The sequence below is a fragment of the Halapricum salinum genome, assembly GCF_004799665.1.
Lineage (GTDB): Archaea > Halobacteriota > Halobacteria > Halobacteriales > Haloarculaceae > Halapricum > Halapricum salinum.
Map to the genome: position 1 here is coordinate 3,330,193 of NZ_CP031310.1, position 12,258 is coordinate 3,342,450.

The 12,258-nt window shown below is 64.1% G+C and carries 8 protein-coding genes; 4 read left to right on the plus strand and 4 right to left on the minus strand.

Translation table 11 applies throughout. From position 1 onward, the window contains the following. Positions 1-95 precede the first annotated feature (95 nt). Both DV733_RS16405 and DV733_RS16410 read left to right on the plus strand, forming a co-directional pair. A complete protein-coding gene (locus tag DV733_RS16405; RefSeq protein WP_049993048.1) occupies positions 96-1,646 on the plus strand; it encodes an acyl-CoA carboxylase subunit beta in 1,551 nt (516 codons plus the stop codon). Further along, complete coding sequence (locus DV733_RS16410; protein WP_170178716.1) at positions 1,627-1,941, plus strand: hypothetical protein; 315 nt, start codon at positions 1,627-1,629, stop codon at positions 1,939-1,941. Before DV733_RS16405 ends, DV733_RS16410 begins: the two co-directional genes overlap by 20 nt. Before the next feature lie 18 nt (positions 1,942-1,959). Here the strand turns inward: DV733_RS16410 and DV733_RS16415 are convergent, their stop codons facing one another. The 3 genes from DV733_RS16415 to DV733_RS16425 all read right to left on the minus strand — a co-directional run bounded on the left by DV733_RS16415 (position 1,960) and on the right by DV733_RS16425 (position 8,560). Next, positions 1,960-3,438 carry a glutamate synthase subunit beta gene (locus DV733_RS16415; protein WP_049993050.1) on the minus strand — a complete coding sequence of 493 codons (1,479 nt, stop codon included), beginning with the start codon at positions 3,436-3,438 and terminating at the stop codon, positions 1,960-1,962. Continuing rightward, positions 3,438-7,967, minus strand: coding sequence for a glutamate synthase large subunit (gene gltB, locus DV733_RS16420; protein ID WP_049993051.1), 4,530 nt, complete (start codon positions 7,965-7,967; stop codon positions 3,438-3,440). The genes DV733_RS16415 and gltB overlap by 1 nt, the downstream gene beginning before the upstream one ends. A 134-nt stretch (positions 7,968-8,101) precedes the next feature. Then, positions 8,102-8,560, minus strand: coding sequence for a GNAT family N-acetyltransferase (locus DV733_RS16425; protein ID WP_049993052.1), 459 nt, complete (start codon positions 8,558-8,560; stop codon positions 8,102-8,104). 78 nt (positions 8,561-8,638) lie between these two features. Here DV733_RS16425 and DV733_RS16430 point away from each other — a divergent pair, with 78 nt between their 5' ends. Both DV733_RS16430 and DV733_RS16435 read left to right on the plus strand, forming a co-directional pair. Continuing rightward, a complete protein-coding gene (locus DV733_RS16430; RefSeq protein ID WP_049993053.1) occupies positions 8,639-9,304 on the plus strand; it encodes a helix-turn-helix domain-containing protein in 666 nt (221 codons plus the stop codon). A gap of 656 nt (positions 9,305-9,960) precedes the next feature. Beyond that, the gene (locus DV733_RS16435; RefSeq protein WP_049993054.1) at positions 9,961-11,763 is read left to right on the plus strand and encodes an acetyl-CoA carboxylase biotin carboxylase subunit; all 1,803 of its coding nucleotides are present in this window, start codon (positions 9,961-9,963) and stop codon (positions 11,761-11,763) included. A 9-nt stretch (positions 11,764-11,772) separates the two neighbouring features. Here the strand turns inward: DV733_RS16435 and DV733_RS16440 are convergent, their stop codons facing one another. Beyond that, positions 11,773-12,255, minus strand: coding sequence for a hypothetical protein (locus tag DV733_RS16440; RefSeq protein ID WP_049993055.1), 483 nt, complete (start codon positions 12,253-12,255; stop codon positions 11,773-11,775). Positions 12,256-12,258: the final 3 nt, after the last annotated feature.

Consider the following 12,258-nt stretch of genomic DNA (forward strand, 5'->3'; position numbering starts at 1 on the left):
AGACCGACAGTACTCACTATGACCCGGCTGTGTCGGGTAACGCTTTTTTCGCACACCGCCGTTGTCCCGTCCATGACTGACGGGCGGGATACCGCGTGACAGCGGACGACGACATCGAGAATCTCCGCGAGCGCAAGGCCGAGGCCGCCAAAGGCGGCGGCGAGGAACGCATCGAGGCCCAGCACGACCGCGGCAAGATGACCGCGCGCGAGCGCATCGATTACTTTCTCGACGATGATTCCTTCGTAGAGACCGACGCCCTGCGCGAGCACCGCTGCACCAACTTCGACATGGACGAGACGAAGATTCCCGGCGACGGCGTCGTGACCGGCCACGGCGAGGTCGACGGCCGGACAGTCTTCGTCTTCGCCCACGACTTTACTGTGTTTGGTGGCTCACTCGGCGAGGTTTTCGCCGAGAAAGTGGTGAAGATCATGGACAAGGCGCTGGAAGTCGGCGCGCCGATCATCGGCCTCAACGACTCCGCAGGCGCCAGGATTCAGGAAGGGGTCGACTCGCTCGCAGGATACGGCGACATCTTCCACCGCAACCAGCTCGCGTCGGGCGTCGTCCCGCAGATCTCGGCGATCATGGGCCCATGCGCGGGCGGTGCGGTGTACTCGCCGGCGATTACGGACTTCGTGTTCATGGTCGAGGAGACCAGCCACATGTTCATCACCGGCCCGGACGTCATCGAGACCGTCACAGGAGAAGAGGTCTCCTTCGACGAACTGGGCGGGGCCAAGACACACGCCAGCGAGAGCGGGGTCGCACACTTCACGCCCAGCGCCGAAGAGCAGGCGCTAGACGACATTCGCCATCTCCTCTCGTATCTCCCGCAGAACAACGTCGAAGATCCGCCCAGCGTCGAGCCCTGGGACGACCCCGAACGGGACTGCACAGAGGCCAGAGACGCCGTCCCGAACGCGCCCCAGAAACCCTACGACATGAACACCGTCGTCGCGGACGTCCTCGACGAGGGATCGTTCTTCGAGGTCGCCGAGGACTACGCCCGCAACATCGTGACCGGATTCGGCCGTCTCGACGGCCACGCCGTGGGTGTCGTCGGGAATCAGCCCCGCGTGAATGCTGGAACGCTCGACATCGACTCCTCGCTCAAAGGCTCGCGGTTCGTGCGCTTCTGTGACGCGTTCAACATCCCGATCCTCACCTTCGTCGACGTTCCCGGGTTCATGCCGGGGACCGACCAGGAGAAAGGCGGCATCATCAAACACGGTGCAAAGCTTCTCTATGCCTATTCAGAGGCCACGGTCCCGCTCGTGACGGTCATCACCCGGAAAGCCTACGGCGGGGCCTACGACGTCATGGCCTCCAAACACGTCGGCGCGGACAAGAACTACGCCTGGCCGTCCGCCGAAATCGCCGTGATGGGTCCGAAGGGTGCAGTCAACGTCCTCTACGACGACGAACTGGAGGCGGCCGAAGACGTCGAAGCCAAGCGCGAGGAACTGATCGAGGAGTACCGCGACGCCTTCGCCAACCCCTACACTGCTGCCGATCGGGGCTATCTGGACGACGTGATCGAACCTCAGGAGACCCGTTCACGGCTGATCACCGACCTCGAACTACTGCGGAGCAAGCGCGTCGACCACCCAGACCGCAAGCATGGCAACATCCCGCTCTGAGATGGCGGAGGAGTCACCGAGCGACGAATACCTGTTCGCGGCCGTCGCGGAGTCGAATCCGGACGCCGAGCCCGAGGAGGCGGCTGCGATTGTTGCGGTCTTGCGGGCGCAACTCGACGTGGAGGCCGCGGCGCGTGAGGCGGCGAGCGCGGAGGGCGAGGAGGCCGACAGCTGGCAGGGCCGTCGCTGGGCATTCACAGGCCGGATCAAGTCACTGCAACATCGGTCAGATCGCGTCCCGGAAAACGCGCCTGAGGACCCGTGGACGGCGTCGGGTCGGACGGATCTGTTCTGAAAACGGTTCCAGAAGGCGTTACCGCCGCGAGACGACCGGCGGATTGTCCGTCTCCAGGCTCGCCGGCAGACTCGTTTCGCCCATGAGGTATTCGTCGATGTCTCGGGCTGCATCGCGGCCGTCGCCGATGGCCCAGACGATCAGCGAGGGGCCGGAGTTGGCGTCGCCCGCGGCGAAGACGTTCTCGACGTTGGTCTGATGATCCTCGGTCTCGAAGGTGCCGTGTTCGGTCATCTCCAGGTCGAGGGGGTCGAACGGCGTCTCCTCGGGCCCCTGGAAGCCGGCGGCGACCAGCACCATCTCGGCGTCGATTCGCATGTCCTCCTCGACGACCTCTTTCTCCCAGCCGTCCTCGCCCTGCTCCCACTCGACGCGGTGAGCGCGGAGCTCGTCGACTGTTCCGTCGCCGTCGGTGTCGTGGAACTGCTGGGTGTCGACGCAGTACTCCTCGACGCCACCCTCTTCCTGAGAGTAGGATTTTTCATACGTTTGGGGCTGGTCGGGCCACTGGTTGCCCTCCGGGCGCTCCTCGGGCGGCCGGGGCAGCAGTTCGATCTGGACGACCTGTGCTGCACCCTGTCGGTGAGCGGTCCCGACGCAGTCCGCGCCGGTGTCCCCACCACCCAATACGACGACGCTCTTGCCGTCGGCGTTCATCTCCTCGGGGACCTCCCAGCCGTCGTTCTGACCGGGGTTGGCCCGCGGGAGGTACTCCATGGCGTAGTGGATCCCGTCCAGATCGATCCCCTCGATGGGGAGTTCGATCGGCTTCTGTGAGCCGACGGCGATACACGCCGCGTCGTACTCCTCGTCGAGCTTCTCGGCGGGGATGTCCTCGCCGACTTCGACACCACACTCGAAGGTGATGCCCTCTTCGCGGAGCTGGTCGATCCGTCGCTCGACCTTCTTCTTCGAGAATTTGGCGTCCGGGATCCCGTAGCGCATCAGGCCGCCGGGGTTCTGGTCGCGCTCGTAGACCGTGACGTGGTGACCCGCGCGATTCAGCTGCTGGGCCGCCGCGAGTCCTGCAGGGCCGCTCCCGACGATAGCGACTTCCTTGTCTGTGCGCTCCTCGGGCGGATCGGGCTGGATCCAGCCTTCTTCCCAGCCTTTGTCGACGATGGCCCGTTCGATCGACTTGATCGTCACGGGGTCGTCGTTGTAGTTGAGCGTGCAGGTGTTTTCGCAGGGCGCCGGGCAGTTGTAGCCCGTGAATTCGGGGAAGTTGTTGGTCGCATGGAGTCGTTCGAGGGCGCGCTTCCAGTCGTCCCGGTAGACCAGGTCGTTCCAGTCGGGGATGATGTTCCCGATGGGACAGCCGCTCATGCAGGCGGGCGTCCCGCAGGACATACACCGCTCGCCCTGGGACTTGAGGTGGTCTTCGTCCCACTCCTGCTCCCAGACTTCTTCGAAGTCGTCCTTTCGCTCCTCGGGATCGCGTTTGTGGATCGGTTCGCGCTTGTTCTTGAGATAGCCGCCGGGGTGTTCCTTGCTCATCAGTCGTCACCCTCCGTTGGGGTCGCAGTGGTCTTCGGTGACTCCGGCGGCGAGATCCGGATGTCCTCGCCGTCGGCGAGGCGCTCCTCGACGACCGCGGCGTAGGCGTCGGGCATGACCTTCACGAACTGGTCGAGGTAGGCCTCGAAGTTGTCGAGGACCTCCTGGCCTTTCTCGCTGCCCGTGTAGCGGACGTGGTTCTCGATCATCCGCTTGATCATCTGGACGTCTCGTTCGCTCTCGACGGCCTCCAGACTGACCATGTCCTTGTTGACGTTGTCCTCGAAGTCATCAGACTCGTCGAGGACGTAGGCTTCGCCGCCGGACATGCCGGCTCCGAAGTTCTTGCCCGTGTCGCCGAGGATGACCGCAATCCCGCCGGTCATGTACTCACAGCCGTGGTCGCCCACGCCTTCGACGACCGTTTTCACGCCGGAATTGCGGACCGCGAAGCGCTCGCCACCCTGGCCGTTGAAGTACGCCTCACCGTCGGTCGCGCCGTAGAGGGCAACGTTGCCGATGAGGATGTTCTCGTCGGCTTCGTAGCTCGCGTCCTCCGGGGTTTCGACGACGAGTTTGCCGCCCGAGAGCCCCTTGCCGCAGTAGTCGTTGGCGTCGCCTTCCAGGTGCATCGTGATCCCGTTGGTGAGGAACGCACCGAAGGACTGGCCGCCCGTGCCCTCGACATCGATGTCGATGGTGTCCTCGGGCAGGCCATCTTCGCCGTGGTTCTTCGAGACTTCCGAGGCGAGCATCGCGCCCAGGGTCCGGTCCTCGTTGCCGGCCCGCAGATCGATCGAGACGCCCTCGCCGTTTTCGATGGCGGGCTCGGCCTCGGCGAGCAGTTCCTGGTCGAGTTTCTCGTCCAGGCCGTGGTTCTGCTCGGTCGTCTTCTGCAGGTCGTCGCCCGTCGGCTCCCAGAGGAGTTCCGAGAGGTCGACGTGCTTGGCCTTGGGATGCTCGATGTCTTTCTGTTCGAGCAGGTCGACCCGGCCGATCGCTTCCTCGATGGACTCGAAGCCGAGTTCGGCCAGATATTCCCGGACCTCCTGAGCCATGTGGCGCATGTAGTTGGCGACGTACTCGGGGTCGCCGGGGAACCGCTCCCGCAGGTCCTCGTCCTGCGTCGCGACGCCGACCGAACAGGTGTTGTTGTGACACTGCCGTAGCATAAGACAGCCACAGGTGATGAGCGGCGCAGTACCAAATCCGTACTCCTCGGCTCCGAGCAGGGCGCCGACCAGCACGTCGCGGCCGGTCTTCATGCCGCCGTCGACACGGACCTTGATCCGCGAGCGCAGCCCGTTCTCGACGAGCACCTGCTGGGCCTCGGCCAGCCCGAGCTCCCACGGCAGGCCCGCGTTCTTGATCGACGTCTGTGGGGAGGCCCCGGTCCCGCCGGACGCGCCCGAGATGAGGACCGAGTCGGCCTTGCCTTTCGAGACGCCGGCCGCGATGACGCCCACGCCCGCCTCGGAGACGAGTTTGACGTGGACGCCAGCGTCCTTGTTCGAACATTTGAGGTCGTGGATGAGCTGGGCCAGATCCTCGATCGAGTAGATGTCGTGGTGTGGCGGCGGCGAGATCAGCGGCACACCCGGCGTCGTCGAGCGGGTGTCGGCGATAATCTCGTTGACCTTCTCACCGGGGAGATGGCCACCTTCACCGGGTTTCGATCCCTGGGCCATCTTGATCTCCAGCATCTCGGCGTTGGCGAGGTAGTAGCTCGTCACTCCGAAGCGGCCCGAAGCGACCTGTTTGTTCGCACATTCGCGTTCGGTGCCGAACCGTTCGACGGGTTCACCACCTTCGCCCGTGCCCGCGAAGCCGCCGACGCGGTTCATCCCCGCGGCGAGGGTCTCGTGGGCTTCCTTGCTGAGCGAGCCGAACGACATCGACCCCGAGAAGAAGCGCTGGGTGATCTCCTCGACCGGCTGGACCTCCTCGATGGGGATCGATTCGCGCTCCTCGGTGTCGAAGTCCAGCAGCCCGCGGAGGGTCTGCAGGCGCTCCTCTTGGTCGTTGATCATCGAGGCGAACTCCTTGTAGGCCTCGTAATCGTCGTTCTGGGTGGCGTCCTGAAGCGTGCCGATCGTGCTCGGGTTCCACTGGTGGAACTCGCCGTCACGGCGCCAGTTGAGTTCGCCACCCTGATCGAGGTGGAGCGAGCCGCTGATCTGGGCCTCGAAGCCGTACTCGTGGCGTTCGAGCACGTCGTGTTCGAGTTCTTCGAGACCGATCCCTTCGGTGCGGTTCTCGGTCCCGCGGAAGTACTCCTCGACGAAGTCCGAATCGAGACCGACCGCCTCGAAGATCTGGGCACCTTTGTACGATTCCAGCGTGGAGATACCCATCTTGGACATGACCTTCTGGATCCCGTCCTCGATGGCGTGGCGGTAGTGTTCGAGGGCGTCGTCAATCTCTTCGTCGACGATGTCCTCGTGGACGAGGTTCTCGATGGTCTCGTAGGCCAGGTACGGCGTCACGGCGTCGGCACCGTAGCCGACGAGCGTACAGAAGTGATGGACCGCACAGGGCTGGCCGCTCTCGACGACCAATCCCGTGCGCGTGCGCAGGCCCTCGCGAACGAGGTGGTGGTGGACGCCCCCCGTCGCAAGCAGGCTCGGGATCGGAACGCGATCCGGGCCCGTGTTGCGGTCCGAGAGGACGAGCATCTCGGTGCCGTTTTCGACGGCAGCGGCGGCTTCCTCGCGTATCTCGTCGACGGCGGTTTCGAGGTCCGTGCCCTTCTCGTAGGTGATGTCGATCGTCTCGGCAGTGATGCCGTTTCGGTCGATATCGGTGACTTTCGCCTGCTGCTGACGGGTGAGGATCGGCGATTCGAGGTAGAGCTGTCGGCAGTGCTCGGGCGTCTCCCCGAGCAGGTTGCGCTGGTGGCCGACGTGCTGTTCGAGCGACGTGACCGTTTCCTCGCGGATGTAGTCGATCGGCGGGTTCGAGACCTGCGCGAACAGCTGCTTGAAGTAGGTAAACAGCGTCTTGTTCCGGCTCGACAGGACAGCCAGCGGCGTGTCGTTACCCATCGCCCCCACGGGGTCCTTGCCCTTCTCGGCCATCGGCTCGACCAGGCGCTCGACGTGATCGAGCGTGTATCCGAACGCGCGCTGGTAGGCCGTGATCTCGTCGTCGACGTAGGTGGGCGTCTCCTCGGTGCCGCCGTCGAGGTCTTCGAGATGGACCTCGTGTTCGTCGAGCCACTCGCCGTACTTCTCGTCGGTCAGTCGGTCGAAGATATCGTCGTCCGAGACGATGCCGCCCTCGTCGGGGTCGGCGTAGAACATCTGTCCCGGCTGGAGGCGATCTTTGTGGACGACGTTGTCTTCCTCGACTTCCAGCGCCCCCGTCTCGCTGGCCATCACGAGTCGGTCGTCCTCGGTGACGACGTACCGGCAGGGTCGCAGGCCGTTGCGGTCCAGCACTGCGCCGACTTTGTAGCCGTCGGTGTAGGCGATCAGCGCCGGGCCGTCCCAGGGCTCGTTGATCGTCGAGTGGTAGCGATACCAGTCCTCGCGGTCTGCCGAGAGCTGGTCGTCCTGCTCCCAGGCTTCCGGGACGAGCATCCGGAGGGCGTGAGGCATCGAGCGCCCACCTTCCACGAGGAGTTCGAGGACGTTGTCGACGACCGCGGTGTCGGACTGGTCCTCGTCGGTGATCGGTTTGAGTTTATCAATTTCGTCGCCAAATTCCGGACTCTCCAGTTCGGCTTCGCGGGCCTGCATCCAGTTGAGGTTCCCCCGCAGAGTGTTGATCTCGCCGTTGTGGATGATGTTCCGGTAGGGGTGGGCGAGTTCCCACGCGCCGAGCGTGTTCGTCGAGAACCGCGAGTGGACGAACGCCAGTCGGGAGACGACCCGTTCGTCGCCGAGTTCCGGGTAGTATTCCCGAACCTGTGCGTTGGTGAGCAGCCCCTTGTAGACGGTCTTCCGGCGGTCGAGAGAGCAGATGTAGAAGCGATCGCTGCCGGCCGGCCGCTGGTCTTCGACGCGGTTCTCGATAACCCGGCGCAGGATGTAGAGACCGGAGTCGATCTCCTCGGCTTCGAGGTCAGCCTGTGGCTCGACGAAGAACTGCTTGACGTCCGGTTCGGTGGCGCGTGCGGTCTCCCCCAGACTCTCGTTGTTCGTCGGGACGTCTCGCCACGCGGTGACGTCGAATCCTTCCTCGTCGGCGGCCTCCTCGATCAGGTCCCGGAGTTCCTCGCTCGGTTCGTCCTTCGGGAAGAAGACGACGCCGACACCGTAGTCGTCGAACTCGCCCAGTCCGTCGACCTCGTCGGTGAAGAAGTCGTGTGGCTTCTGGATCAATATCCCGGCGCCGTCGCCGGTGTTCGGTTCCGCTCCGCGGGCTCCCCGGTGATCGAGATTCTCGAGGAGGTCGAGTCCGTCCTCGATGATCTCGTGCTCGCGATCCCCCGAGAGATCGAGGACGACCCCGACCCCGCAGTTGGCCTTCTGACCTGATGGGTCGTACAGCCCGTTTTCAGTCGCTCCATCTACTGTGCGCTTCATCTGTGTATACGTGTGGAAATTGGAGGCATAAATCAAACGATATCCATGGTAGTCTCCGGCAAGACGCTAGTAATCTTACAATCATTAAAATTCCTAATACACACACCCATACCGACCGCCATCTGTCGGTCGGGTCACAGCAGTTTCTCGAAGACGACTGCGTCCAGTCCATACCACTCTCCGTCCCCGACGGATTCGAACCCCAGATCCTCGAAGAATGCCCGACTCACGTCGGGCGCGGTCGCGGTCAGCGTCTCGACATCGTGTTCGCGCGCGTGAGTTTCGAGCCGGTCGAGTAGCTGTGTCGCGAAGCCTTCGCGCTGATAGTCCGGGCTCGTGAGTATCGACAGTAGTTCACCATGTTCGCGGTCGAGAACTCCGTACGAGACGGGCGTGATCTCGGTCTCGGCGACGAGCACGCGAGACCTGTCGTTGTCGATCCACGCTGAAAGGTCGTCGTCGACAGTCGCGACGAGGTCGCCGACGGTCTTGCGGTCGTACTCGTCCTGAAACGCAGCCTTGAGCGCCTGTCCGCGGAGGATTCGCAGGCCTGTCTCGTCCTCGGGGTCGGCGTCGCGGATCGTGACCTCCATTATTCTGTCTTCTCAGTTCCAGGACCTTGACCGTCTCGGTCGCCAAGCTATTTTTCCCCGGTTCGCGTGCTGTCCGACATGCGCTACCTCCGCGCGAAACTCGACTTGCCGCCCGAATTACGACACCCGATGCAGGAGTGGATCCGCGAGACGGACCATATCGAGCGCGAGGAACTGCTGACCTGGAACGTCCTCCCAGGGAGAGACCACGAGTACGCGCTGTTCTACGTCGTCGGGGACCAGGACGCCTACCGCGAGGCCGTCCGAGGGGTCGACTCGATATCCGACGTCACGCTCACGACCATCGACGACGGAAGTTTCTACAGCTACGTCTGCCAGCAGACCCGCGAGGCCGACGACGCCTGGCGGATGGTCTTCGCCGACCTGAATCTCGTGGTGATGCCACCCATCGTCTACGACAGTCGTGCTCGGACCCATATGACTATTGTCGGAGAAGCGGAGTCGCTGAGCACGCTGGTCGAGCAACTCGAAGCCGGTCCCGGACTGGGCGTCGAGGTGCTGGAACTGGGCGAATTCGATCGCCGGCACGGGACGATCGCCGGGGACCTGACAGATCGCCAGCTCGAACTGGTCGAGACCGCTGCAGAACTGGGGTACTACGCGGTGCCCCGGGAAGCCTCGCTGGCGGACGTGGCTACCGAGGTTGATGTGGCGCGGAGTACCGCCTCGACAGTGCTTCGCAGGGCAGAGTCGAACGTCATGCAAGCGCTCGTTGGGAACTGAGACTCTACGGCGTCTGTTTTCGGTTCCGGTCACTCGCTGGTCTCTTGATGCGAATAACTGCTGAGCGGCGCGCGCTGGCGAACCCTCGTGGTGAGCCGACGCCGCGCGAGGGATGAGTCCGCGACCGCAGGGAGCGGTCGAATCGGCTGGGGCGGGTGTGGATCACTGTGGGCGAGACTGAGCCGAACGAAGTGAGGCGAGGGTCGAAAGACGAGCGTAGCGAGTCTTTCGGGACTGAAAGGGGCGGGGCTTTCTGGCCGTTCCGAGCTGTGCGTGAACAGACGAGCAGACCCAGAAAGCCCCCGGGCGCTACGGTCCCGCAGCTCGCTGCGCTCCAGCGGATGCTTGCGTCACCGGGGTTCCCGTAGCACCCGGCCCCTTTCAGTCCCACCCTCAGCACTGTAACCAGGCCACACCCTCCCCAGCCGACTCACTCGCCTTCGGTTCGTTCGTCCCTCGCACGATTCTGTCGCGACACGCTCACGGCTTCGCCGTTCGCAACGCGGTCGCAGGCGACCGCGCAGGTCGCGACCGCGTGCGCCAGATGTGGATTCCAAAATCCATGGCCCGCAGAACCATCGATACCAAGAAGACACACCAACTCATTCGCTCCAGTCGCGCGTACTTTTAAGCCCGAACCGCTCACAAGGTGGGATATGTTCGAGAAGGTCCTCGTCGCGAACCGTGGCGAGATCGCCGTGCGCGTGATGCGTGCCTGCGAAGAACTGGGGATCGAGACCGTCGCCGTCTACTCGGACGCCGACAAACACGCGGGGCACGTCCGCTACGCCGACGAAGCCTACAACGTCGGCCCGGCCCGCGCCGCCGACTCCTATCTCGATCAGGACGCCATCGTCGAGGCAGCCCAGAAAGCCGACGCCGACGCGATCCACCCCGGCTACGGCTTCCTCGCGGAAAACGCCGACTTCGCCGCCAAAGTCCAGCAAGCGGACGGGATCACGTGGGTTGGCCCCGACAGCGACGCGATGGAATCGCTCGGCGAGAAGACCAAAGCCCGCAAGATCATGGACAGCGCGGACGTGCCCATCGTCCCCGGGACGACCGACCCCGTCGAGGATCCCGAAGAGGTGATCGAGTTCGGCGAGGAACACGGCTTTCCAGTGGCGATCAAGGCCGAGGGCGGCGGTGGCGGCCGCGGGATGAAGATCGTCGAGAGCGCCGCGGAGGCCGAAGAACAACTGGAAAGCGCCAAACGCGAGGGCGAGGCGTACTTCAGCAACGACTCGGTCTACCTCGAACGCTACCTCGACGGGCCGCGACACATCGAGGTCCAGATTCTGGCGGATCAGCACGACAACGTCCGCCACCTCGGCGAGCGTGACTGTTCGCTCCAGCGTCGCCACCAGAAAGTGATCGAAGAAGGACCGAGTCCGGCCATCGACGACGAGATGCGCGAGCAGATCGGCGAAGCAGCGAGGCGGGGCGTCCGCGAAGCCGACTACACCAACGCCGGCACCGTGGAGTTTCTCGTCTCCGGCGACGAGTTCTACTTCCTCGAAGTCAACACGCGCATCCAAGTCGAGCACACCGTCACCGAGGAGATCACGGGCATCGACATCGTGAAGTGGCAGTTACGTGTGGCGGCAGGCGGGGAGATCGAGTTCGCACAGGACGACGTCGAGGTCGAGGGGCACGCCATGGAGTTCCGGATCAACGCCGAGAACGCCGCCAACCAGTTCGCGCCCCAGACCGGCACCCTCGACACCTACGACCCGCCGGGCGGGATCGGCGTGCGGGTCGACGACGCGCTGCGCCAGTGCGATCGGATCGGCGGCGACTACGACTCGATGGTCGCGAAGTTGATCGTCGAGGCCACCGACCGCGAGGAGTGTCTCGCGCGCTCCCGTCGCGCCCTCGCGGAGTTCGACATCGAGGGACTCGTCACGATCGTCCCGTTCCACAGGCTGATGCTCGAAGACGAGACCTTCTGTGCGGGCGAGCACACGACTGACTACCTCGACGAGCACTTCGACCGCGCGCGGATCGACGAGGCCCAGGAGCGCTGGGGGAGCGAGCCGAGCAGCGAAGACGGAAGCGAAGAGGCCGTCGAACGCGAATTCACAGTCGAAGTCAACGGGAAGCGCTTCGACGTGACTCTCGAAGACCGCGGCGGGCTGACGGTCCCCGCAGGCGGCGAAACTACCAGCGGCGGGGGGAGCGAGTCCTCCGCGGGCCCGCGCCGCCAGGAGAGAGAGTCGGAGAGTGCCGACGGCGTCCCCGGCGAGGGCGAGGAAGTAACCGCGGACATGCAGGGGACCATCCTCAGCGTCGACGTGGCCGAAGGCGACGAGGTCGCGAGCGGAGACGTTCTCTGTGTGCTCGAAGCGATGAAGATGGAGAACGACGTGGTGGCTCCGCGTGGCGGGACGGTCGAGCACGTCGCCGTCAGCGAGGGCGACAGCGTCGACATGGGTGAGACGCTGTTCGTGATCGGCTGAACCGGTCGTCTACGGTGGATTGCGCGCGTTGTTCAACGGATCGTAAGAGTCCGTATGATAGGCGACGCGCCAGAGTCTAAGCACGGCACGAGTGACGAGCGTTTCGGCAGCGTGCTCGATACACGATGCTTCGACATCAGCGGGGTTTGAGGTGGCATCCGGTGGCGGGTGGAAGTGTTCGAGTCCTGGAACGTGAGTAAACTCCCCGCCGTGCGGGTGTTTTCCCCACCTGCAGTTCACGCCAGCGCTATCTGTGTAGTGAAATTTGTAGTCCGACTGGGTCGTCCACTCGACATCGATCCGCGCGGTGTCGGCACTGCAGAGGCCGTCGTCAAGCGGGACCTCCAGAACCGAGGGACCGAGATAGTCATCCAGCGACGGCGATGCGAGCGGTTCCTCTCGCTCGATCGTATCGCGGATGGAACAGAGCGCAGCGCGGTCGATCGGGCCTCTGAGCGAGTGTCCTTCGTCTGCATCGTCACGATCCACCATCGT

Excerpts from the sequence above, each read along its gene's own strand:
- DV733_RS16410 (WP_170178716.1), top strand. The coding sequence starts at position 1,627 with ATGGCAACATCCCGCTCTGAGATGGCGGAGGAGTCACCGAGCGACGAA.
- DV733_RS16415 (WP_049993050.1), bottom strand. The coding sequence starts at position 3,438 with ATGAGCAAGGAACACCCCGGCGGCTATCTCAAGAACAAGCGCGAACCG.
- gltB (WP_049993051.1), bottom strand. The coding sequence starts at position 7,967 with ATGAAGCGCACAGTAGATGGAGCGACTGAAAACGGGCTGTACGACCCA.
- DV733_RS16425 (WP_049993052.1), bottom strand. The coding sequence starts at position 8,560 with ATGGAGGTCACGATCCGCGACGCCGACCCCGAGGACGAGACAGGCCTG.
- DV733_RS16430 (WP_049993053.1), top strand. The coding sequence starts at position 8,639 with ATGCGCTACCTCCGCGCGAAACTCGACTTGCCGCCCGAATTACGACAC.
- DV733_RS16435 (WP_049993054.1), top strand. The coding sequence starts at position 9,961 with ATGTTCGAGAAGGTCCTCGTCGCGAACCGTGGCGAGATCGCCGTGCGC.
- DV733_RS16440 (WP_049993055.1), bottom strand. The coding sequence starts at position 12,255 with ATGGTGGATCGTGACGATGCAGACGAAGGACACTCGCTCAGAGGCCCG.